This is a genomic window from Pseudoalteromonas sp. 2CM39R, assembly GCF_023161845.1.
In genome coordinates, this window is the sequence record NZ_JALNTM010000013.1 from 212,759 (window position 1) to 234,335 (window position 21,577).

Annotated in this window: 25 protein-coding genes and 1 rRNA gene; 21 read left to right on the forward strand and 5 right to left on the reverse strand. The window is 41.7% G+C overall.

Going from position 1 to position 21,577, the window contains the following annotated elements; genetic code table 11:
• Positions 1-8: 8 nt before the first annotated feature.
• Positions 9-686, reverse strand: a complete 678-nt coding sequence (locus MTF66_RS25890) for a nitroreductase family protein (RefSeq protein WP_138594046.1) — start codon at positions 684-686, stop codon at positions 9-11.
• A 189-nt stretch (positions 687-875) separates the two neighbouring features.
• Here MTF66_RS25890 and MTF66_RS25895 point away from each other — a divergent pair, with 189 nt between their 5' ends.
• Positions 876-1,757: an ABC transporter ATP-binding protein gene (locus MTF66_RS25895; protein ID WP_010392484.1), complete on the forward strand. Its 882-nt coding sequence runs from the start codon at positions 876-878 to the stop codon at positions 1,755-1,757.
• Between the two features lie 9 nt (positions 1,758-1,766).
• Complete coding sequence (locus tag MTF66_RS25900; RefSeq protein ID WP_138621573.1) at positions 1,767-5,345, forward strand: M1 family aminopeptidase; 3,579 nt, start codon at positions 1,767-1,769, stop codon at positions 5,343-5,345.
• A 295-nt stretch (positions 5,346-5,640) separates the two neighbouring features.
• Here the strand turns inward: MTF66_RS25900 and MTF66_RS25905 are convergent, their stop codons facing one another.
• The 4 genes from MTF66_RS25905 to MTF66_RS25920 form a co-directional block, all read right to left on the reverse strand.
• Positions 5,641-6,318, reverse strand: a complete 678-nt coding sequence (locus tag MTF66_RS25905; protein ID WP_248529042.1) for a TorF family putative porin — start codon at positions 6,316-6,318, stop codon at positions 5,641-5,643.
• 292 nt (positions 6,319-6,610) lie between these two features.
• Entirely contained in the window at positions 6,611-7,774 is a 1,164-nt protein-coding gene (locus tag MTF66_RS25910; RefSeq protein WP_138621575.1) for a hypothetical protein, read from the reverse strand.
• Between the two features lie 149 nt (positions 7,775-7,923).
• Positions 7,924-8,124 (reverse strand): helix-turn-helix transcriptional regulator, encoded by a 201-nt coding sequence (locus MTF66_RS25915; protein WP_010392491.1) that lies wholly within the window; start codon positions 8,122-8,124, stop codon positions 7,924-7,926.
• 8 nt (positions 8,125-8,132) lie between these two features.
• Positions 8,133-8,558 carry a hypothetical protein gene (locus MTF66_RS25920; protein ID WP_010392493.1) on the reverse strand — a complete coding sequence of 142 codons (426 nt, stop codon included), beginning with the start codon at positions 8,556-8,558 and terminating at the stop codon, positions 8,133-8,135.
• Between the two features lie 235 nt (positions 8,559-8,793).
• On the opposite strand from MTF66_RS25920, the gene MTF66_RS25925 reads away from it, so the two are divergent.
• The 19 genes from MTF66_RS25925 to MTF66_RS26015 form a co-directional block, all read left to right on the forward strand.
• Entirely contained in the window at positions 8,794-10,731 is a 1,938-nt protein-coding gene (locus MTF66_RS25925; protein WP_013466074.1) for an AsmA family protein, read from the forward strand.
• Positions 10,732-11,005: 274 nt separating this feature from the next.
• Positions 11,006-11,374: a 50S ribosomal protein L14 gene (gene rplN, locus MTF66_RS25930; protein WP_008115397.1), complete on the forward strand. Its 369-nt coding sequence runs from the start codon at positions 11,006-11,008 to the stop codon at positions 11,372-11,374.
• A gap of 10 nt (positions 11,375-11,384) precedes the next feature.
• The gene (gene rplX, locus MTF66_RS25935) at positions 11,385-11,699 is read left to right on the forward strand and encodes a 50S ribosomal protein L24 (protein WP_004589210.1); all 315 of its coding nucleotides are present in this window, start codon (positions 11,385-11,387) and stop codon (positions 11,697-11,699) included.
• A 16-nt stretch (positions 11,700-11,715) separates the two neighbouring features.
• The gene (gene rplE, locus MTF66_RS25940) at positions 11,716-12,255 is read left to right on the forward strand and encodes a 50S ribosomal protein L5 (RefSeq protein ID WP_010392500.1); all 540 of its coding nucleotides are present in this window, start codon (positions 11,716-11,718) and stop codon (positions 12,253-12,255) included.
• Positions 12,256-12,265: 10 nt separating this feature from the next.
• A complete protein-coding gene (gene rpsN / locus MTF66_RS25945) occupies positions 12,266-12,571 on the forward strand; it encodes a 30S ribosomal protein S14 (RefSeq protein WP_006794245.1) in 306 nt (101 codons plus the stop codon).
• A gap of 21 nt (positions 12,572-12,592) precedes the next feature.
• Positions 12,593-12,985: a 30S ribosomal protein S8 gene (gene rpsH / locus MTF66_RS25950; protein ID WP_008115392.1), complete on the forward strand. Its 393-nt coding sequence runs from the start codon at positions 12,593-12,595 to the stop codon at positions 12,983-12,985.
• A gap of 13 nt (positions 12,986-12,998) precedes the next feature.
• Positions 12,999-13,532, forward strand: a complete 534-nt coding sequence (rplF, locus tag MTF66_RS25955) for a 50S ribosomal protein L6 (RefSeq protein ID WP_006794247.1) — start codon at positions 12,999-13,001, stop codon at positions 13,530-13,532.
• A 9-nt stretch (positions 13,533-13,541) separates the two neighbouring features.
• Complete coding sequence (gene rplR / locus MTF66_RS25960; RefSeq protein WP_008115388.1) at positions 13,542-13,892, forward strand: 50S ribosomal protein L18; 351 nt, start codon at positions 13,542-13,544, stop codon at positions 13,890-13,892.
• A gap of 9 nt (positions 13,893-13,901) precedes the next feature.
• Positions 13,902-14,408: a 30S ribosomal protein S5 gene (gene rpsE, locus MTF66_RS25965; protein WP_008115387.1), complete on the forward strand. Its 507-nt coding sequence runs from the start codon at positions 13,902-13,904 to the stop codon at positions 14,406-14,408.
• 3 nt (positions 14,409-14,411) lie between these two features.
• Positions 14,412-14,594: a 50S ribosomal protein L30 gene (rpmD, locus tag MTF66_RS25970; RefSeq protein ID WP_008115384.1), complete on the forward strand. Its 183-nt coding sequence runs from the start codon at positions 14,412-14,414 to the stop codon at positions 14,592-14,594.
• Positions 14,595-14,598: 4 nt separating this feature from the next.
• Positions 14,599-15,033, forward strand: a complete 435-nt coding sequence (rplO, locus tag MTF66_RS25975) for a 50S ribosomal protein L15 (protein WP_008115382.1) — start codon at positions 14,599-14,601, stop codon at positions 15,031-15,033.
• A 10-nt stretch (positions 15,034-15,043) separates the two neighbouring features.
• On the forward strand, positions 15,044-16,372 hold the full coding sequence (gene secY / locus MTF66_RS25980; protein ID WP_008115380.1) for a preprotein translocase subunit SecY: 1,329 nt from the start codon (positions 15,044-15,046) through the stop codon (positions 16,370-16,372).
• A gap of 22 nt (positions 16,373-16,394) precedes the next feature.
• Positions 16,395-16,508, forward strand: coding sequence for a 50S ribosomal protein L36 (rpmJ, locus tag MTF66_RS25985; protein WP_002959476.1), 114 nt, complete (start codon positions 16,395-16,397; stop codon positions 16,506-16,508).
• Between the two features lie 125 nt (positions 16,509-16,633).
• On the forward strand, positions 16,634-16,990 hold the full coding sequence (rpsM, locus tag MTF66_RS25990; RefSeq protein WP_008115377.1) for a 30S ribosomal protein S13: 357 nt from the start codon (positions 16,634-16,636) through the stop codon (positions 16,988-16,990).
• A 12-nt stretch (positions 16,991-17,002) separates the two neighbouring features.
• On the forward strand, positions 17,003-17,389 hold the full coding sequence (gene rpsK / locus MTF66_RS25995; protein WP_002959471.1) for a 30S ribosomal protein S11: 387 nt from the start codon (positions 17,003-17,005) through the stop codon (positions 17,387-17,389).
• A gap of 21 nt (positions 17,390-17,410) precedes the next feature.
• Positions 17,411-18,031: a 30S ribosomal protein S4 gene (gene rpsD / locus MTF66_RS26000; RefSeq protein WP_002959461.1), complete on the forward strand. Its 621-nt coding sequence runs from the start codon at positions 17,411-17,413 to the stop codon at positions 18,029-18,031.
• Between the two features lie 24 nt (positions 18,032-18,055).
• Positions 18,056-19,042, forward strand: a complete 987-nt coding sequence (locus tag MTF66_RS26005; RefSeq protein WP_008115371.1) for a DNA-directed RNA polymerase subunit alpha — start codon at positions 18,056-18,058, stop codon at positions 19,040-19,042.
• A 39-nt stretch (positions 19,043-19,081) separates the two neighbouring features.
• Positions 19,082-19,483 carry a 50S ribosomal protein L17 gene (rplQ, locus tag MTF66_RS26010; RefSeq protein ID WP_008115370.1) on the forward strand — a complete coding sequence of 134 codons (402 nt, stop codon included), beginning with the start codon at positions 19,082-19,084 and terminating at the stop codon, positions 19,481-19,483.
• Positions 19,484-20,456: 973 nt separating this feature from the next.
• Positions 20,457-21,577 (forward strand): 16S ribosomal RNA (locus MTF66_RS26015); the annotation flags it as partial.

Here is a 21,577-nt window from a genome sequence, read left to right on the forward strand (position 1 = left end):
AGTTCGGGTTAAATAAATGTGGCTATTTCATCCAGCGATTTTTTATCAAGTGCATGCAGAGGCACCGTTGCATGCTCATCGGGGTAGCCTGCAATTAATAGCATATAAGGACGTTCGTTGTCTTTATCACGGCCACAAATATCGGTTAAAAAGCTCATTGGTTTTGGGGTGTGGGTAAGGGTTGCAAGGCCTGCTCGGTGTAGTGCTTGAATTAAAAAACCAGTGGCCAGCCCTACCGATTCATGTACATAGTAATTAGTGTTTTTATCGTCCGTATTTACACCCCCCTTTTTTTGACTAAACACTGCAATCAACCATGGTGCGTGCTCTAAATAGGGTTTATTAGCATCGGTACCTAATGGTTTCAATGCATCAAGCCATTCTTCGCCTGCGCGACCTTCATAAAAAGAGCGCTCTAGTTTTTCAGCGGCCTCTCGTATTTGCTTTTTAACATCACTACTATTAATGGCCACAAAATGCCAAGGCTGGTGGTTTGCACCACTAGGTGCTGTACCTGCTGCTTTAATACAGGTTTCGATGATTTCTTTTGGCACCTGGCGGTTACTAAAGCTGCGAATACTATGACGGCGCTGGCTCGTTTGTAAAAACTCCTTTGCGCGCGAGAGCATTGCCTCTGGCGGGTATTCTATAAAATCGGTTAATGGTTGGCTTTTGTGATCTTGCATGGCTGTTCGCTTCTTATTTTTAGAGTGTTTTGTTTTTATACCGAGAGGCTCATTTCTAAGCAAGTGTTATTAGAATGAATTTCTGTTTATTTATTGTTACAAAGTTAACTAGTTACTAACTTATGTTCCTGTTTTTAATGTGGTATAAAGCAGCATAAAAATAATACTTACAATTCAAGGAAGTAAAAAATGCTATCAATAACAGGGTTATCAAAAACCTACGACAACGGCGTACATGCACTTCAAGGTGTTGATTTATCAATTGGTAAAGGTATGTTCGGATTACTTGGGCCAAATGGTGCGGGTAAATCGTCGTTAATGCGAACTATTTCTACATTGCAGTCAGCTGATCAGGGCTCTATTACTTTTGATGGCATTGATGTGTTTAAAGACCCACAAGCATTGCGTCAGCGTTTAGGCTATTTACCACAAGATTTTGGTGTATATCCGCGTGTTAACGCTTACGATTTACTCGATCATATGGCTGTTTTAAAAGGTATTCACAACAAAGCAGAACGTAAAGAGTCGGTGGAAGGCTTGCTTGCACATACTAATTTATATCAACATCGCTCAAAAGCCGTTAGTGGTTTTTCGGGGGGTATGCGCCAGCGTTTTGGTATTGCACAAGCATTATTGGGCGACCCTGATTTACTAATTGTTGATGAGCCAACTGCAGGTTTAGATCCTGAGGAGCGAAATCGTTTTCATAACTTGTTAGTAAGCTTAGGCGAGCAAAAAGTAGTTATATTATCGACCCACATTGTTGAAGATGTAGCAGAGCTTTGCCCAAACATGGCTGTACTGGCTGGCGGTAAAATACTATTAGAGGGTAATCCAATTGCCCTTACCGATAAACTGCAAGGGCAAATTTGGCGCAAGGCCATGAGCCAAGAAGAAGCGCAAGAGCTTGAATCACAACTGCCTGTTATTTCAAAACGCTTATTTGCTGGGCAAACCATATTACATGTATTAGCAGAGCAAGCACCCGAAGGCTTTGAAACGAGTAACGCAAACCTAGAAGATGTGTATTTTTCTGCGTTGCTTAATCATCGTAACAGCCAAGTAGCATAAGGGGGCGCTATGTTTTTTAATATGCTTGCGTTTGAACTGCGCTATTTTGTGCGCCAACCTTCGTTTTATGTGACGTCATTAATCTTCTTTTTTATGGCGTTTTTTATAAGCTCTAGTAGTAAGCTTCCGTTAGGCGGGGCTAATGTTCATATGAACTCGCCTTATACCATTATGGTTTTAACGGTTACCTTTTGTACGCTTGCTATGTTTTTAGTGGTTAACTTTGTTGCCAGCTCAGCTATTCGCAACAGTGAGAGCAAAATGGATGAGTTGGTGTTTAGTAAGCCGGTTAACCCTCTTGCTTATCAATCTGGGCGTTTTTTTGGTGCTTACTTAGTGGTGCTAGTTGTTTTTTTAACGGTGCCGCTGGGTGTGTTTTTTGGATCGCAATTTGGTTTATTGGTTGGCTGGCTCGATAGTGAGCTAGTAGGCCCTAATAAGTTAATATATTACACAGCTCCTTTTTTATATTTAGCAATACCCAGCTTGTTAGTACTTTCGGCTATTTTTAATAGTGTGGCTGTGTATTTTAAAACCATGATGGCGGTATATGTTACAGCTGTAGTGATTTTTATAACCTACCAAATAGCGGGCATCTACTTTGATGACTTAGCATTTAGAGATATTGTTGTATACGCCGATCCATTTGGGTCAGGTTCGTTAATTGACTTAACCCGTTATTGGACTGTAAGTGATAAAAATACCGAAGTGTTAACGCTCTCGGGCGATTTTTTGATTAACCGTATTTTGTGGGTAGCAATAAGCTTAGCGATGTTTTTTGGCCTAGGGAAGTTAGGTAATCGCGTAGTAACTAAAAAACAAAAAAAACAATTTGCTGTATCTACGTTTGTAAAAAATAAACAAGCAGCACTTATTAGCAAGGCTAAAAATTACAAATCAAAAGGGATCAATACGCAATCGCAACTAGTAATGCGCAGCTTATTTGAACTTAAGCAGGTTATATTAAGTGCGCCTTTTATGATTTTAGCCGGTGTAAGTATTACTATGTTGCTTGTGCCACTCTTTGCTCCTATTGGCGCGTATGGCACAACGGATTGGCCACTGACACAAAATATGGTGAGCATCATTCAAAACACCTCTAGCTTATTTATGTTTATCATTATTGCTTATTACAGCGCAGAGCTGGTTTGGCGGGAGCGCCACAGTGGTATGGGCGATATTGTTGACAGTTTCCCAGTTCATAACAGTGTGTTTTGGATATCTAAAATTATTGCGTTAATCACTGCGGTTTTTGGTCTTTATTTAGTAGGTATGATGTTTACCATTGCAGTACAACTATTTAAGGGGCAATTTAATCTAGAGCTTGGCCAGTACTTATTTAGGTTAGGTTATCTTACGTTACTGCCTTTAATTATGATGGCTATTTTGGCGTTCTTTTTGCAAATAATTAGCCCTAATAAATATATAGGTATGGGGTTATTTATTCTGTATTACATTGCCCAAATGGTAATGGGTGCTTACGGATTTGAGCATCACATGTATCACTTTTCGCAAAGTAGTAGCGTACCGTATTCTGATATAAACGGTTACGGACACTTTTTACAAGGCGCGCATTGGTACACCTTATATTGGGGCGCATTAAGTGTATTTTTGGCTATTGTTGGGTTTGCTTTATGGCATCGCGGCCCGTCGCAAACATTGCGCACTCGCTTATCTTTAATACGTTACAACATGTCTTTAAAAGGTCAAATTGCTGCCGCTATAAGTTTATTGGTATTTGTGGGAGCAGGTTATAACATTTATCACAACACCCGTATGCTCAACGAGTTTGTAACAAGTGATGATAACGAAACCCTTCAAGTAAGCTATGAACAAGAGTTTTCACAATACAAAGATTTGCCACTCCCTGTAATAACCGATGTTAATTTACACATTGATATTTACCCTAAAAAGCGTGCATTAACCGCCGTTGCAAAAATTAAGTTTACTAATACCGCTAACGAGCCAATAGCCCGTGTGTTAATTAACGAGCCTAACCACGCTAAAAGCTGGGATGTAAAAATGGCCGGCGGTAAAATAGTAGAGCGTTTACCTGAGTTTGATATGGTATGGTTTGAGTTTGAACAACCGCTAATGCCTAATGAAGTTCGCGAAGGTGAGCTTTCAGTTTCCCGAGAGCATAACGGTTTTGTTGATAGGTATTCAGATACTCAGCTGGTGTATAACGGTACATTTATAAATAATAGAGAGTTATTACCGAATTTTGGTTATCAAAGGTATTTTCAAATTGCGGATAAGTATGAGCGTCGTAAGCACGATTTACCCGAACTTGAACGTGCGCATAAACTAGAAGACAGCCGCTATTATACGCAAAATGAGTTTGGTCCTGATAATGGGTTTATAAGCTATAAAGCAACGGTAACTACCGATGAGTCGCAATTTGCAATTACACCTGGTTACTTAAAAAGTGAGAGTGTAAAAGACGGGCGCCGTACTTTTGTTTATGAAATGGATGCCCCTATTTTAAACTTTTATTCTGTGCTTTCGGCTGAACTTGAAAGCAAAAAGGTTGAGCATAACGGTGTAAATATTGAAGTGTACTACCACAAAGATCATGCATGGAATGTTGACCGTATGATTGAGTCGGTACAAGACTCAATAGATTACTATACCCAAGCATTTGGCCCGTATCAGCATAAGCAGTTACGTATTATTGAGTTTCCAAAATATCGCTCATTTGCGCAAAGTTTTGCCAATACAGTGCCTTACTCAGAAAGTATTGGTTTTGTTACTGATTTAAGGGATGAGAGTAAAGTTGACCTCCCTTATTATGTAACCGCACATGAAGTGGCGCACCAATGGTGGGGACATCAAGTATCAGGGGCTAATGTAGAGGGCAGTGCCGTTATATCAGAAACGCTCTCCCAATATAGTGCGCTTATGGTGTTAAAAAAACGCTTTGGCGCCGAGAAGCTACGTAAGTTTTTAAAATACGAGCTAGACAAATACTTAATGGGTCGTACAGGGGAAGCGTTTGAAGAAATGCCGCTGTATAAAACGCAGGCTCAGCAGTATCTTCACTACAATAAAGGTTCTGTTGTGATGATGGCGCTATATGATCGCTTAGGTGAAAAACGCTTAAATGCAGCACTTAAAGCATTTTTGAATGAGTTTAAATACCAATCAACGCCATACCCCACCACACTCGATTTACTCAGTTATTTAAAACGAGATGCAACAAAAGCAGAGCAACGCTTTATTGATGATCAGTTTAAGTATATAACACTTTATGAGCTTGAAATGAAAGAGGTATCGATTACAGATAGCACTGATAGCGAGGGTTTTTACACGGTAACACTGAGCGTTGAAGCAACGAAACAGCGTGCCGATGGCCAAGGTGAAGAAACCGAACAACCACTTGATGAAATGATTGATATTGCATTATTCAATGATGATCCTGAAAACCTTCTAGCCGAAGACTTTGTGATTTATTCACAAAAACATCAAATAGTGTCAGGTGCAAACACCATCGAACTTAAAGTAAAAGAAAAACCCATGTACGCTGGGATAGACCCTTACATTAAGCTTGTAGATAAAGACAATAAAAATAATTTAGCTAAGTTTTAACGCTAAGTTATTTAAAGGCCGCATTTCGTGCGGCCTTTTATTTTAGCGAATTGGTATAAAAAGCTTATTTGAAACAGAGAATATAATGCCAATACACAATAATGCTTATTTAAGCGAGTTAGCATAACGCGGAAATATTTAACGGCAGCTAGGTAGTCGTTGATTGACCGAGGCGGGTAATATAGTAGGGCGCTTTAGTAGCTAACCCTAGAGAGGATTATGAGCATTTTTAAACCGCTCTAATCGAGAAAGGGCCTTACGGCCCCTTAGTGTTGCAGCAAGTAACACATTCTTTTTATAGGTTAAAGTCTACAGCATAGGCTACATAAGCTTTTACATCTGAGCCGTCCATGTCGTTATCTGATAGACCAAAAGTAAAACCATCTTTAGACACAGATACACCATAATCAATAATATTGTCATCACCGATGAAATCGCCTGAGTAATGCCCTATGTGTAGCGCCATTTCTGTGCCATTGCTACCAACAGCGAAGCTGTAATCGGCATTTAGATACAATGAATCACCAAAATCAGTACCGTCACCATTGGCAGCAGAAGTTGCAAGTACGGCTGCACCAAATGTAAAGCCTTGCACACTAATGCTACCGTAGACTTCAGAAAAATCTGCATCTGCACCTGATGCCGCATCAGGGTAGGCATAATAGATATACCCTACGTCATAACTCACGCTTTCATTAATTGCGCCGCCAAAACCTGCGTATAAGTCTAGCTCGTAGGTCATTTCATCGGCCCAAGACGCATTTGACGCCCAAGTACCCGCATAAAAGCCAGATTCATTAGCGTAATCAATACCGCCAGATACAGCTGCATCGCCCCCAGTTTGCTCTTGTCCGCGCCATAAGTAGTTTGAAGTGGCTGCTGCATTTGCTGTTACTTCAGCTAATGCAGTAGTTGATGTCATTCCTGTTAATGCCAATGCACTGATCAATATTGTTTTTTGTAGTTTTAGCATGTCTCATTTCCCGTTGTATGATTTTGCACGCCAAGGCTTTTTATTATGAACGACTACAACCTTTTGTTTGGCGGCATTTTATTATGTTACTAATGGGGTATTTGCACTGTGTGTGCCAAATTAAACTTATTCGTTTATAAATTATTTTTATTATTTAAAACAATGTATTGAAAATAATATGAGGTAGGGATAGAAAAGTAATTATTTAGCAGGTTCACTTTGCTGGTGCAAAAAATAGCCTAGCTGCACCATCAAAGCGCTGCTAGGCTATTTTATTTTTCTTGTGGGTTAATTAACCAAAAATGGCACGCATTAGGGTAATTGTTTCGTTAACACCGCGGCCTTTTTGTACTTCGCTAATAATAGAGTCACGTTTAGCACGAATATGCTCTGGAACATCATCATCAGCAAGAGCGCGATCCACTAAAATCTCAGCAGATTCTTTGCCTCGGCGTGGCGCTTTACTGCTGCTAGAAGTGCTACGTGTAGGTTTATTAAGTAGCTTAATGTAGTTAGAGTTATCTGCAGTATTAGTATCTGCATAGTAAAAAAAGCAAGGTATAAGCGCTTTAATGTCCACCAACTGTGTTTCTAGTTCATTACCAGCATTGGCCATTTTAAACCATGACATAGCGTGAATGCTTTGTACTACATCTTGCCAGTAACGCTCAAAGTCACGGTTATTTAATTTGGTGATACCAAGTGCGGAGCAAAGTGCATCTAAGCGACTGTTACTAATTGGAGTAAACACATCAGGGCGACGCATTGCTAATAAACGGGTGGCAGGCGCCAGAGTTGGTTTTTCATCACTACCATTAAATGCACTCAAATAAGCAATTACAAATTGTTGGTAATTACCTAGCGCTACATCACCCTCAAGTGGAATGTTGCTGAGTGCATCGTCGAATGCGCCTGGCAAATCAGCCAGCATCTGGTGAAAACCTTTGGCGCTTTTAGTAGAGGCAAACCATTCTACATCAAAGTTATAAGTACTCGGATCGAGTGATGCCATATGCTTACCGCTAAAAGCGAGTAAGTCTTCAGGGATCATATCTTTTAACGGCTTTTCACGCAGGCCTGCAATATAAGTAGTTAAACGTAGCTGCTCATCAAGTGCCACCAGTTCTTTATGTTGCTCTACAAACATACTCACTACTGGCCAAGGCGCTACCCGTAATGTTTTTAACTGTAAAAAGCTAATGGCTGAAATAAGTTGGTCATGCAGCTTTTTCAATAATGGTAATTGTGGGCTTTCGAGTAAGTCATAATTAATGCGGTCGCGGCTTGCGCTTAATAGCTCGTAACACCAACCTAAAAAGTCTTCTGGATGGTTTTCCACTTTCACAGCCATCAGGTTTAGGCTTAGCTCTGAAGATTGCTTCAGAATGTTTTGATAAATTTGACTTTCTTGCTCGCCTAATGCCATTTTTGACGGTGAAATTAGCAGTTTCTTCATGCCTTGTAGACTCTCCGGTTAGATATACTTTTTAGTCGCTTCATTTTAGCTTAAATAAGCCAGCAACAACAGGGGCGTGCATCATACCGGAGAATACAGGGGATGCAATCTTGGTAAGTTAATTAACACAAGATTGCATCATTACTGTATTAATCGTGTTCATCGAGTGAAAACAGCCGTTCAACTGAGGTATTAAAGTGCTGTGCTATTTTTAAGGCAATGATCACCGAGGGTGTAAAACGAGATGTTTCAACCGTGCTAATGGTTTTTCGTGAAACATTAATAGCATCGGCCAGTTCTTGCTGTGAAAGCCCTGCCTCTTTACGAAATTCAGCTATATGGTTTTGCACATTATTTCCTAATCGCGGCTTTGCCAAAACAATGAAGTGCCATATGCCAAGAGCATGATACCTAAGTAGAATACTGCCATAGCTGCATGCGAAACCTCACTAGCAATAGCATCGCCTTTATAAAAAACACCAAGCAGGCAAAAAACAAGTGCAAAAATTGAATGTTTATAGGCACTCGTGTCGATAGTATTTAGGAATTCATCTTTATAAGCATATTGAAAATACATTTTTAATGGAAAGCCTGCTTTAGTTATATAAATAGCTATTATAACTATATAAAATAAAACGCCCATTCCAACAGTTAAAAGCCCGTCAATATCTTGTTTTATTACTGAGTTAACACTGAGAAGTAAAAAAACCATACTTGTGCTTATACTTAGAAATATGTTTTGACCCATAAACTGTTCTTCAGTTTTAATATCTTGTTGTTTCATAAAGTCCATCCTGTGGAAGTGTTAATTTATATTTTGTAACCTGTAGGTATCAATGTAACCTGTAGGTATCATTTGGTCAGTATTTTTTGTAACCTAAAGGTATCAAAATGTTTCAGTTACAATTCATATACCCACATTAGAATGTAGGAAAGTAGATTTTTAGTTATTGGGCAATGCTTTTGGCGCTAACTCCCGCTATGATAAGAGCATTATTTGCACGTTTGAAAGGATGATCATGAAGACCTTATTTAAAGTTATTGGTGTCATATTATTGCTATGCATAGCGTTAATTGTTGCTGCACCATTTTTAATTCCTACCGATACCATTTTTAATAAAGTGTCTGAGCAGGTAGAAAAAACAACTGGGCGCACATTAACGATCAAGGGAGATAAAACCCTCAGTGTATTTCCTGCATTAAAGCTGGAGCTTAATGATGTGCATTTTGCCAATATGCCCAGTGGCTCTCGCGCTGATATGGCAAGTATGCAGCAACTTGCTGTTCATATTCCTTGGCTTTCATTACTCGGTGGCGAACTAAAGCTAGAAAAGTTTGTAATTAATGAGCCTGATATTTTGCTAGAAACCGATAAAAGCGGCAAAGCAAACTGGCAGTTATTTGATGCAGTGGCCAAGCAACCAGAGCAACAAACTCAAGCGGGAGAGGCAGTCAAACTACCTGAAAACTTTGATATTCAATTAGGTGAAGTCGCTATTTATGGCGGGTCATTTACTTATTTAGATGGTCAAACGGGTGCTAAACAACAAATTAGCGATTTAGAACTGGCTATATTACTGCCTTCACTGCGTAAACAGCTTGAAGTAACCGGTGCTATTACTTATATGCAAGAGCGATTTGAGCTTGATGTAAAACTTAATACACCAGCAAAAGCGATTGAAGGCGCCACATTTAATGTAAAGCAAACGCTTAACTCACGTTTAGTAGATCTAATGTTTGATGGCAGCATAGCCAAACAAGGCCAAGACATTAAAGGACTTTTAACACTTAACGGTGATTCGGTTAAAAATATTGCTAACTGGCAAGGAGTTGACTTAAACGCTAAAAACAATGCGTTTAACGCCTTTAGCATCAATGCCGAAATGCACTTACTCGGTGAAGAGTTTAACTTAACTGAATTAGTAGCAACGCTCGATGCACTCGAGATTAAAGGTAAAAGTAAGTTAAATCTAGGCAGTCGCTTAGCTGTTAATGCTGATATTGACTTAGGCATGCTTGATTTAAATCCTTACTTACCTGAAACCGTAGCTAAAAAAGAAGTCCCAGCAAAAGACGACTCTAAGCCTGCAGAGCCAATAGTGTGGGATGATACTAAAATTGATTTAAGTGGCTTGAATGCATTAGATGCAAATGTGATTGTCCGTTCAAGTGGCTTAAAAGCGAACGATATTAAACTCGGCGCCAACCAGTTTACTGTGGCACTAAAAAATAGCGTTGCTAAATTAAGTTTAGACAGCTTTGCGGCTTATGAAGGAACAGGTAAAGGGGTGGTGACTATCAATGCTCAAAATACCCCTTATAAAATAGCAACCAACTTCGATTTAGATAAAATAGACGCACAGCCATTACTTAGCGATGCTGCAGGCTTTGATAAGCTAATGGGCAAGGGCTCTTTAAACTGGAATCTAACCACAGCAGGGCAAAGCCAAAAAACGTTTATTAACGCGCTTAATGGTAAACTAGGATTCAAGTTCGCTGATGGTGCAGTTAAGGGAGCAAACGTAGCAGAAATGGTGCGTAAGGGGAAAGAGCTAGTTAAAGGCAACTTTAATGCCGTGTCTGAGGGATTAGATACAGGATTTGAGGAATCTGAGAAAACAGATTTCTCTGCACTTTCTGGTAGTTTTAACTTTACCAATGGCGTAGGCAAAAATACTGATTTATCGTTGATCAGCCCCTTAATACGTATTTCAGGTGAAGGAGACGTTGATTTACCGCAAACTCAGGTTAATTACCGCCTAGTAACAGGTCTCGTTGATTCTATTGAAGGTCAGGGTACTACCGATGATAGCACTGGCTTTAAAATTCCCCTGAGGATAAAAGGCCCATTTCATGATGTTGGCATAAAATTAGATATAGGCAGTGCGGTTAAAGACGAAGCAAAAGAAAAAGCTAAAGACAAAATTAAAGACAAATTAAAAGGTTTATTTGGCTAATTTTAATTACTGATATAAAACAAGGCACCGTAAAGGTGCCTTGTTTGTTTTATAACCACCTGTAATTTAGATAGATAGCATAAAAAACCAGTTTCTAATTTATCATCCGCATTAAATTAATTAAAAAATAACCTACCACTCCCCCCTCAATGCTGATACAATTGCCCGCCCTTAAGAGACATCTAGTATGTTTTTTGAGTGGGATTCAATCGAAATGTCTTGATTTTAAACAAATTTAAGACAAGTTGTAATTACTACACCGGAGGTCATTAACATGATCCAAATGCAAACTCAGCTGGAAGTTGCTGATAACAGCGGCGCTCGCAAAGTGCAGTGTATAAAAGTCCTTGGTGGTTCACACCGTCGCTATGCAGCGATTGGCGATATCATTAAAGTTTCTGTAAAAGAAGCGATTCCTCGCGGTAAAGTGAAGAAAGGTGATGTTAAAAACGCGGTAGTTGTGCGTACCAAAAAAGGCGTTCGTCGTCCAGACGGTTCATTGATCCGTTTCGACAGCAATGCGGCTGTTATCTTAAATGATAACTTGCAGCCTATTGGTACTCGTATTTTCGGCCCTGTGACTCGCGAACTTCGTAATGAAAAGTTCATGAAAATCGTTTCACTAGCCCCAGAAGTACTGTAAGGAGTCTATCATGGCAGCAAAAATCCGTCGTGATGACGAAGTAATCGTACTAGCAGGTAAAGACAAAGGTAAGCGCGGCAAAGTGCTTTCAGTTGTAACCGAGTCTGGTCGAGTATTTGTCGAAGGCATTAACTTAATCAAGAAACACCAAAAGCCGGTTCCACAGTTGAACCAAGCTGGCGGTATTGTTGAGAAAGAAGCGTCTATCGACGTATCAAACGTTGCGATCTACAACTCGGAAACGAGCAAAGCAGATCGTGTAGGTTTCAAGATTGAAGATGGTAAGAAATTACGTATCTTTAAATCTACTGGTAAAACTATCTAATAGTTGGAGTAGAATGATGGCGAAACTGCATGAAGTATATAAAGACAAAGTAGTTGCTGAACTTCAAGAGAAGTTTGGTTTCAGCTCTGTCATGCAAGTCCCTCAGATCGAGAAGATCACATTAAATATGGGTGTGGGCGAAGCCTTAGCTGACAAGAAGATTTTAGATAACGCTGTTGCGGATCTAGAAGCTATCTCTGGTCAGAAACCTTTAATCACTAAAGCACGCAAATCTGTTGCTGGCTTCAAAGTGCGTGAAGGTTACCCGATTGGTTGTAAAGTAACCCTACGCGGCGAGCGTATGTGGGACTTTTTTGAGCGTTTGGTTTCAATCGCTATCCCACGTATCCGTGACTTCCGTGGTGTAAGTGCTAAGTCTTTTGATGGACGTGGTAACTACAGCATGGGCGTACGTGAACAAATCATCTTCCCAGAAATTGATTATGATAAAGTAGACCGTGTACGCGGTATGGATATCACAATCACTACATCTGCGAAATCAGATGAGGAAGGCCGTGCGTTGTTAGAAGCGTTTAACTTCCCATTCAAGAAATAAGGGTAGGGTTATGGCAAAGAATTCTATGAAAGCGCGCGAAGCAAAGCGCACTAAACTAGTTGCTCAGTACGCTGAAAAGCGTGCAGCACTAAAAGCTATCATCAGTGATGTTAATACATCTGAAGATGATCGTTGGGACGCGGTACTTAAGCTACAAGCTTTACCTCGTGATTCTAGCCCTGCACGTCAACGTAATCGTTGTAACATTACGGGCCGCCCACATGGTTTCCTTCGCAAATTCGGCATGAGCCGTATTAAAGTTCGCGAAGCAGCTATGCGCGGTGAAATTCCTGGCCTTAAAAAGGCTAGCTGGTAATAGAATCATGGGAGTAAGACTATGAGCTTGCAAGATCCTATCGCGGATTTATTTACACGAATCCGTAACGGTCAGTCAGCGAAGAAAGTATCTGTAACGATGCCTAATTCGAAACTGAAAGTAGCAGTAGCTAATGTATTAAAAAATGAAGGTTACATCGCAGACTTCGCAGTAAGTGGTGATGTTAAACCTGAGCTTTCTATCGAGTTAAAGTACTTCGAAGGCAAAGCTGTTATTGAAAATATCCAGCGTGTAAGTCGCCCTGGTCTACGTATCTATAAGAGACGTGACGAATTACCGAAGGTAATGGGTGGTTTAGGTATCGCTATCGTATCAACTTCTAAAGGCCTAATGACAGACCGCGCAGCACGTAGTGCAGGCGTTGGTGGTGAAATCATTGGTTTTGTAGCTTAATCGGAGGGGAACTATGTCTCGCATAGCAAAGGCACCAATAAACGTTCCTGCCGGTGTAGAAGTTACATTAAAAGGCCAGGAAATCACAGTTAAAGGCAAAAACGGTGAACTTACTCGTACAATCAACGATGCAGTTGAAGTACAAGTTAACGACAACGTTATTACAACTTTACCTCGTGAAGGCGTAGCCAATGCATGGGCACAAGCAGGTACTGCTCGCGCTCTAATCAACAACATGGTTGTTGGTACGCATGAAGGTTACGAGAAGAAACTTCAGTTAGTAGGTGTTGGTTACCGTGCTGCAGCTAAGGGCAAAGTTTTAGACTTAACTCTTGGTTTCTCGCACCCAGTTAATTTCGCAGTTCCTGAAGGAATTACGATTGAAACTCCAAGCCAAACAGAAGTTCTAGTTAAGGGCGTAGACAAGCAGTTAGTTGGTCAAACAGCTGCTAACATTCGTGCATACCGTAAACCTGAGCCTTATAAAGGTAAAGGTGTTCGTTATTCAGATGAGAATGTACGCCGTAAAGAGGCTAAGAAGAAGTAAGGTAAGACGATGGATAAAAAAACAGCTCGTCTACGTCGTGCTAAACGCACTCGTAGAAATTATATTGAACAAGGCACAACGCGTCTTGTTATCCACCGCACGCCACGTCACATTTATGCTCAAGTTGTAAACGCTGAGGGTAATGTACTGGCTGCTGCTTCTACTGTTGAGAAAGCTATTAGCGAAACAGTTAAAGGCACAGGCAACGTTGCAGCTGCACAAGCAGTTGGTAAAGCGGTTGCTGAACGTGCGGCTGACAAAGGCATCGAAAAGATTGCTTTTGATCGCAGTGGCTTTAAATATCACGGCCGTGTGAAGGCGCTAGCTGATGCTGCGCGTGAAGCCGGTTTGCAATTCTAGGAGTAGACAATGGCTAACGTAGAAGCAAAGCAACAACAGCCTGATTTAGCTGAAAAGCTAATCGCGGTGAACCGTGTGTCTAAAGTAGTTAAAGGTGGTCGTATCTTTAGCTTTACTGCACTAACTGTAGTTGGTGATGGCGCAGGTAAAGTAGGTTTCGGTTATGGTAAAGCACGTGAAGTTCCAGCTGCTATTCAAAAAGCAATGGAAAAAGCACGTCGTAACATGATCAACGTAGACCTAAATGGCAACACATTACAGCATCCTGTTAAAGGACGTCATGCTGGCTCACAAGTGTTTATGAAACCAGCATCTGAAGGTACTGGTATCATTGCAGGTGGTGCTATGCGTGCAGTACTTGAAGTGACTGGTGTGCAGAACGTACTTTCTAAATGTTACGGTTCTACTAACCCGATCAACGTTGTACGTGCAACGATCTCAGCACTTGAGAACATGAATTCTCCTCAGTCGATCGCTGCAAAACGTGGTCTTCGAGTAGATGAGATTTTGGGGTAAACCATGGCTAATAAAACTGTAAAAGTAACACAAGTAAAAAGCTCTATCGGTCGTTTACCGAAGCATAAAGCTACATTACGCGGTCTTGGTTTACGTCGTATCAATCACACTGTTGAGTTAGAAGACACAGCATGTGTGCGTGGTATGATTAACCAGGTTTATTACATGGTTAAGGTAGAGGGGTAATTCGATGCATTTGAATACACTTTCACCTGCTGCAGGTTCAAAAACTGCTCCAAAACGTGTTGGTCGTGGTATCGGTTCTGGTCTTGGTAAGACTGGTGGCCGTGGTCACAAAGGTCAAAAATCACGTTCTGGCGGTAAAGTACGCGTTGGTTTCGAAGGCGGTCAAATGCCTATGCAACGTCGTCTACCTAAGTTCGGTTTCACTTCTCGCAAATCTTTAGTATCTGCAGAAATTAACCTATACGAAATCGCTAAAGTTGAAGGCGATGTGGTAGACCTAAGCGCGTTACAAGCAGCTGGTCTAGTTAAAAAGAACGTTCAGTTCGTTAAAGTTGTTAAATCTGGCGAAGTTTCACGCGCTGTTACCGTTAAAGGCCTTAAGGCTTCTAAAGGTGCACGCGAAGCTATCGAAGCTGCCGGAGGCAAGGTAGAAGACTAAGGAAGTACTAATGGCTAAACCAGGTCAAGATACACAAAGTGCACAAGGTGGACTTTCGGAATTGAAGCGCCGATTACTCTTCGTATTGGGTGCTATCATAATTTACCGTCTAGGTTCATTTGTGCCGATCCCTGGGATTGACGCCGCTGTACTTGCCGATTTCTTCGAGCAACAAAAGGGCACCATTGTTGAGATGTTCAACATGTTTAGCGGTGGTGCGCTTGAGCGAGCTTCAGTGTTAGCACTGGGTATCATGCCGTATATCTCGGCTTCGATTATTACGCAACTATTAACGCATATGTATCCGCCGTTTATAGAGCTTAAGAAAGAAGGTGAGCAAGGGCGTAAAAAGATAAGCCAGTACACACGCTACGGCACGCTTGTGCTTGCTACTATCCAATCAATCGGTATTGCCACAAGCTTACCGGGCATGATGAACGGGTTAGTTGTTAACCCAGGTATGGGATTCTATTTCACCGCAGTGGTGAGTTTAGTAACCGGTACTATGTTCCTTATGTGGTTGGGCGAACAGATAACAGAACGTGGTATCGGTAACGGTATCTCAGTTCTAATATTTGTTGGTATTGTAGCTAACCTGCCGTCTGCTATTGGTTCGACAGCCGAAATGGCGCGCCAAGGTGATTTGAATGTTTTTGTACTGTTGATGGTTGCGGTTATAGTATTCGCTGTTACTTATCTTGTTGTATTCTTTGAACGTGGTCAACGACGTATTGTTGTTAACTACGCCAAACGTCAACAAGGTCGTCAAGTATTTGCTGCTCAAAGCACGCATTTACCTCTGAAAGTAAATATGGCGGGTGTTATTCCACCAATCTTCGCTAGCAGTATAATTCTGTTCCCTGGTACAATTGCAAGCTGGTTCGGCCAGGGTGAAGGTCCGGTTGCTGATGTGCTACAAGCAATTGCTACAACGTTGACTCCAGGTCAGCCTTTGTATGCAATGGTTTTAGCTGCGGCTATCATCTTCTTCTGCTTTTTCTACACAGCGTTGGTTTTTAACCCGCGTGAAACAGCAGACAACCTGAAAAAATCTGGCGCATTTATCCCAGGTATTCGTCCAGGTGAGCAGACATCTAAATACATTGATAAAGTGATGACACGCCTGACATTGGCAGGTGCTTTGTATATAACCTTTATCTGTCTGGTGCCCGAATTCATGACTATGGCATGGCAAACGCCATTCTATTTCGGCGGTACATCAATTTTGATTATCGTTGTTGTAATCATGGACTTTATGGCACAAGTACAGACGCATCTGATGTCACATCAGTATGATTCTGTGCTGAAAAAAGCGAACCTTAAAGGCTACGGTCGATAAGGTCAGTTTACGGAGTTGAGCAATGAAAGTACGTGCTTCCGTTAAGAAAATATGCCGTAACTGTAAAGTTATTAAACGTGCTGGTGTAGTACGCGTAATTTGCAGTGAGCCTAAGCATAAGCAAAGGCAAGGCTAAGTAAACAGTCGTGCAGGCTGAGGTTTCTCGGCCTGTGTTTTTAGTTGTGATTTGGTCTTCGTTTGAGTATCCTTACGGGCTTTTCAAACAGATGATTACCAAATTCAAATATAGGAGATGTGTTAGTGGCCCGTATCGCTGGCATTAACGTCCCTGATCATAAACATGCAGTTATTGGTTTAACAGCTATTTATGGCATAGGTAAGACTCGCTCTAAGGCTATCTTAGAAGCGACTGGTATCGCCGAGACCACAAAAATCGGTGAACTTTCAGACGAAACACTTGACGTATTGCGTGAAGCAGTTGGCAAGTACACTGTAGAAGGTGACCTTCGTCGTGAAGTTACTTTGAATATCAAGCGCCTTATGGACCTTGGTTGTTTCCGTGGCCTACGTCACCGTCGCTCTTTACCACTTCGTGGTCAAAGAACAAAGACTAACGCGCGTACCCGTAAGGGTCCTCGTAAGCCTATTAAGCGATAAGGGGATAGTAAAATGGCTAAGACACCAATTCGTCGTAAAAAGGTTAAAAAGCAAGTTGCTGATGGTATGGCTCATGTTCATGCGTCTTTCAACAACACTATTGTAACGATTACCGACCGTCAAGGTAATGCACTATCATGGGCTACTGCCGGTGGTTCAGGTTTCCGTGGTTCACGTAAATCTACTCCATTCGCTGCTCAGGTTGCTGCAGAGCGTGCAGGTACTGCTGCTCAAGAATACGGTTTAAAAAATCTAGAAGTTTTCATCAAAGGTCCAGGTCCAGGTCGTGAATCTGCTGTACGTGCTTTGAATGCTGCTGGTTACCGTATCACCAACATTACTGACGTGACGCCAATACCACATAATGGTTGTCGTCCACCGAAGAAACGTCGCGTTTAACAATAGGTTAGGAGAAATAACATGGCAAGATATTTGGGCCCTAAGCTCAAGCTGAGTCGTCGTGAAGGTACTGACCTGTTCCTTAAGAGCGGCGTAAGAGCTATCGACTCTAAGTGTAAACTTGAGACTGCACCTGGTCAGCACGGCGCTCGTAAAGGACGCCTATCTGATTACGGTTTACAATTACGTGAAAAGCAAAAAGTACGTCGTATTTACGGTGTATTAGAAAAGCAATTCCGTAACTACTACAAAGAAGCTGCTCGCCTTAAAGGCAACACAGGTGAAAACTTGTTACAGCTTTTAGAGCAACGTTTAGACAATGTTGTATATCGCATGGGTTTTGCTAGCACACGCGCTGAAGCACGTCAGTTAGTAAGCCACAAAGCGATTCTAGTTAATGGTCGTGTTGTGAATATTCCTTCATACGTAATTACTCCAGAAGATACTGTTGTAATCCGTGAGAAGTCTAAAACACAAGCACGTATCATCGCTGCTCTAGAGTTGGCTGAGCAACGTGAAAAGCCGACTTGGGTTGAAGTTGACGGTAAGAAATTGGAAGGTAGCTTCAAGCGCCTACCTGAGCGTTCAGATCTGTCTGCGGACATTAATGAACAACTAATCGTCGAACTTTACTCTAAGTAAAGTTAAGAGTTAAGAGAGGATAAAATGCAGGGTTCTGTTACAGAATTTCTAAAACCAAGGTTAGTCGATATCGACGCTATCAACCCAACGCGTTCTAAAGTAGTTTTAGAACCACTCGAGCGTGGCTTTGGTCACACTTTGGGTAATGCCTTACGCCGTATACTGTTATCATCTATGCCTGGATGTGCAGTAACTGAAGTTGAAATCGACGGTGTATTGCATGAGTACAGCGCGAAAGAAGGCGTACAAGAAGACATCATTGAAATACTACTAAACCTTAAAGGTCTAGCGGTAACGTTAGAAGGCAAAGATGAAGTTTTTCTGACCCTGACTAAATCTGGTGTAGGCCCTGTGACTGCGGCAGATATTCAGCACGATGGCGATGTAACAATTGCTAACCCAGATCATGTTATTTGTAATTTAACAACAAATAACAGCGAGATCAGCATGCGTATTCGTGTTGAGCGTGGTCGTGGTTATGTGCCGGCATCTAGTCGTTTATCCTCTGATGACGATGAGCGTCCAATTGGTCGATTGCTGCTTGATGCATCATTCAGCCCAGTTGAACGTATTGCGTACTCGGTTGAATCAGCCCGTGTTGAGCAACGTACAGATTTAGACAAGTTAATCATTGATATGGAAACAAACGGCACCTTAGATCCTGAAGAAGCGATCCGCCGTGCGTCTACTATCTTAGCTGAGCAATTAGATGCATTCGTAGATTTACGTGATGTAACTGAGCCAGAAGAGAAAGAAGAGAAGCCAGAATTCGATCCTATTCTACTTCGTCCAGTTGATGATCTTGAATTAACAGTACGTTCAGCAAACTGTTTGAAAGCCGAGCAAATTCAATATATCGGTGATTTAGTTCAGCGCACTGAAGTTGAGCTTCTTAAAACGCCTAATCTAGGTAAGAAGTCTCTAACTGAAATAAAAGACGTGCTAGCTTCACGTGGTCTTTCTCTAGGCATGCGCCTAGAAAATTGGCCGCCTGCAAGCCTAGCTGAATAATCTAAATCACTATATTAGTTTAGTTAGAAGGATAGGGTCATGCGCCATCGTAAGAGTGGTCGTCAATTAAACCGTAACAGTAGCCATCGTAAAGCGATGTTCAGCAATATGGCAGGTTCTTTGGTGAAACATGAAATCATCAAAACTACTTTGCCTAAAGCGAAAGAGTTACGCCGTGTAATTGAACCTTTAATCACACTGGCTAAGACTGACAGTGTAGCAAATCGCCGTTTAGCGTTTGCTCGCACGCGTGATAATGAAGTAGTTGGTAAGTTATTCAGTGAAATCGGTCCTCGTAATGCGGATCGTCCAGGTGGTTACACTCGTATTCTTAAGTGTGGCTTCCGTGCTGGTGATAATGCACCAATGGCTTATATTGAACTAGTTGGTCGCCCAGCGGCGAGCGAAGAAGTTCAAGAAGACGCGCAGTCTGCAGAGTAAGTCTTAAAGAGACACCAAAAAGCCGAGCTTATGCTCGGCTTTTTAATATCTAAAATTCACACAAAATGAATAAAGTTTTTAGCTCTATTATTAATAGCAAATTTATTCTCATTCCTTTCATCTAATAAAATAGCCTAACTAGAATCGACGAATCATAATGCGAGCGTTTAGGACTGCTATCTTTCTATTTATAAGTAAAGCTATTTAGACCAATAAATATATGACCATGTAACGACTTTTACAGTTTATAGTTATTAATATAAAAAAGTTCGAAATAGTTGATACCCTCCAATAGCTCATTAACTTTATATAGTAGAGTTCTTGCCTGATGTACTTATTCGCCACTAATCTAAATGGCCATATAAAGCTAAACAATTTGTTTTCTTAGTAATCGCTACAATAACTATAAAAAGATTTTTCCAAAAAATAAGTTTTTACAGCTTTAAAGGCGAAATATGATTAGCTTTAGTTGTCTTTTTAAGCGTTTAGTCTAAATATCCAGCGAACAGTCATTTATTTCAAGTTTTCTGCAAAAAAGGGTTGATCTGTTTTCGGATCTCCCTATAATGCGACCCCACTGAGACGGGGAACGCCAACGCATAGCGAGGCACGAGCTACTCAGTGAGTCGAGTAAAACTTAGTTCTGAAAACTTTCAAGTTTAACAAAATTAAGTGTTGACAAAAAAATAGGAAAGCGTAATATGCGCAGCCCTAGCGAGATAAAGTTTAACGCTTTAATCGCAACGTTCTTTAACAATATAAAGCAATCATCTGTGTGGGCACTCGTACAGATTGAGTTCTAACAGCCAAGTTTAGTTCGCTAAGCAAGGCAAACAAATTTAGAGTCTCAATTGAAACTGAGTGACCAACAGCAATAACTACTTAGGTAGGAATTGCAGCACAGTCAATTCAATATCGAAAGATATTAAATAAATTCAGAATTCATTGAGCTGTCGAAAGACATAAAACTTTTTAATTGAAGAGTTTGATCATGGCTCAGATTGAACGCTGGCGGCAGGCCTAACACATGCAAGTCGAGCGGTAACAGAGAGTAGCTTGCTACTTTGCTGACGAGCGGCGGACGGGTGAGTAATGCTTGGGAACATGCCTTGAGGTGGGGGACAACAGTTGGAAACGACTGCTAATACCGCATAATGTCTACGGACCAAAGGGGGCTTCGGCTCTCGCCTTTAGATTGGCCCAAGTGGGATTAGCTAGTTGGTGAGGTAATGGCTCACCAAGGCGACGATCCCTAGCTGGTTTGAGAGGATGATCAGCCACACTGGGACTGAGACACGGCCCAGACTCCTACGGGAGGCAGCAGTGGGGAATATTGCACAATGGGCGCAAGCCTGATGCAGCCATGCCGCGTGTGTGAAGAAGGCCTTCGGGTTGTAAAGCACTTTCAGTCAGGAGGAAAGGTTAGTAGTTAATACCTGCTAGCTGTGACGTTACTGACAGAAGAAGCACCGGCTAACTCCGTGCCAGCAGCCGCGGTAATACGGAGGGTGCGAGCGTTAATCGGAATTACTGGGCGTAAAGCGTACGCAGGCGGTTTGTTAAGCGAGATGTGAAAGCCCCGGGCTCAACCTGGGAACTGCATTTCGAACTGGCAAACTAGAGTGTGATAGAGGGTGGTAGAATTTCAGGTGTAGCGGTGAAATGCGTAGAGATCTGAAGGAATACCGATGGCGAAGGCAGCCACCTGGGTCAACACTGACGCTCATGTACGAAAGCGTGGGGAGCAAACAGGATTAGATACCCTGGTAGTCCACGCCGTAAACGATGTCTACTAGAAGCTCGGAACCTCGGTTCTGTTTTTCAAAGCTAACGCATTAAGTAGACCGCCTGGGGAGTACGGCCGCAAGGTTAAAACTCAAATGAATTGACGGGGGCCCGCACAAGCGGTGGAGCATGTGGTTTAATTCGATGCAACGCGAAGAACCTTACCTACACTTGACATACAGAGAACTTACCAGAGATGGTTTGGTGCCTTCGGGAACTCTGATACAGGTGCTGCATGGCTGTCGTCAGCTCGTGTTGTGAGATGTTGGGTTAAGTCCCGCAACGAGCGCAACCCCTATCCTTAGTTGC

Excerpts from the sequence above, each read along its gene's own strand:
- MTF66_RS25890 (WP_138594046.1), bottom strand. The coding sequence starts at position 686 with ATGCAAGATCACAAAAGCCAACCATTAACCGATTTTATAGAATACCCG.
- MTF66_RS25895 (WP_010392484.1), top strand. The coding sequence starts at position 876 with ATGCTATCAATAACAGGGTTATCAAAAACCTACGACAACGGCGTACAT.
- MTF66_RS25900 (WP_138621573.1), top strand. The coding sequence starts at position 1,767 with ATGTTTTTTAATATGCTTGCGTTTGAACTGCGCTATTTTGTGCGCCAA.
- MTF66_RS25905 (WP_248529042.1), bottom strand. The coding sequence starts at position 6,318 with ATGCTAAAACTACAAAAAACAATATTGATCAGTGCATTGGCATTAACA.
- MTF66_RS25910 (WP_138621575.1), bottom strand. The coding sequence starts at position 7,774 with ATGAAGAAACTGCTAATTTCACCGTCAAAAATGGCATTAGGCGAGCAA.
- MTF66_RS25920 (WP_010392493.1), bottom strand. The coding sequence starts at position 8,558 with ATGAAACAACAAGATATTAAAACTGAAGAACAGTTTATGGGTCAAAAC.
- MTF66_RS25925 (WP_013466074.1), top strand. The coding sequence starts at position 8,794 with ATGAAGACCTTATTTAAAGTTATTGGTGTCATATTATTGCTATGCATA.
- rplN (WP_008115397.1), top strand. The coding sequence starts at position 11,006 with ATGATCCAAATGCAAACTCAGCTGGAAGTTGCTGATAACAGCGGCGCT.
- rplX (WP_004589210.1), top strand. The coding sequence starts at position 11,385 with ATGGCAGCAAAAATCCGTCGTGATGACGAAGTAATCGTACTAGCAGGT.
- rplE (WP_010392500.1), top strand. The coding sequence starts at position 11,716 with ATGGCGAAACTGCATGAAGTATATAAAGACAAAGTAGTTGCTGAACTT.
- rpsN (WP_006794245.1), top strand. The coding sequence starts at position 12,266 with ATGGCAAAGAATTCTATGAAAGCGCGCGAAGCAAAGCGCACTAAACTA.
- rpsH (WP_008115392.1), top strand. The coding sequence starts at position 12,593 with ATGAGCTTGCAAGATCCTATCGCGGATTTATTTACACGAATCCGTAAC.
- rplF (WP_006794247.1), top strand. The coding sequence starts at position 12,999 with ATGTCTCGCATAGCAAAGGCACCAATAAACGTTCCTGCCGGTGTAGAA.
- rplR (WP_008115388.1), top strand. The coding sequence starts at position 13,542 with ATGGATAAAAAAACAGCTCGTCTACGTCGTGCTAAACGCACTCGTAGA.
- rpsE (WP_008115387.1), top strand. The coding sequence starts at position 13,902 with ATGGCTAACGTAGAAGCAAAGCAACAACAGCCTGATTTAGCTGAAAAG.
- rpmD (WP_008115384.1), top strand. The coding sequence starts at position 14,412 with ATGGCTAATAAAACTGTAAAAGTAACACAAGTAAAAAGCTCTATCGGT.
- rplO (WP_008115382.1), top strand. The coding sequence starts at position 14,599 with ATGCATTTGAATACACTTTCACCTGCTGCAGGTTCAAAAACTGCTCCA.
- secY (WP_008115380.1), top strand. The coding sequence starts at position 15,044 with ATGGCTAAACCAGGTCAAGATACACAAAGTGCACAAGGTGGACTTTCG.
- rpmJ (WP_002959476.1), top strand. The coding sequence starts at position 16,395 with ATGAAAGTACGTGCTTCCGTTAAGAAAATATGCCGTAACTGTAAAGTT.
- rpsK (WP_002959471.1), top strand. The coding sequence starts at position 17,003 with ATGGCTAAGACACCAATTCGTCGTAAAAAGGTTAAAAAGCAAGTTGCT.
- rpsD (WP_002959461.1), top strand. The coding sequence starts at position 17,411 with ATGGCAAGATATTTGGGCCCTAAGCTCAAGCTGAGTCGTCGTGAAGGT.
- MTF66_RS26005 (WP_008115371.1), top strand. The coding sequence starts at position 18,056 with ATGCAGGGTTCTGTTACAGAATTTCTAAAACCAAGGTTAGTCGATATC.
- rplQ (WP_008115370.1), top strand. The coding sequence starts at position 19,082 with ATGCGCCATCGTAAGAGTGGTCGTCAATTAAACCGTAACAGTAGCCAT.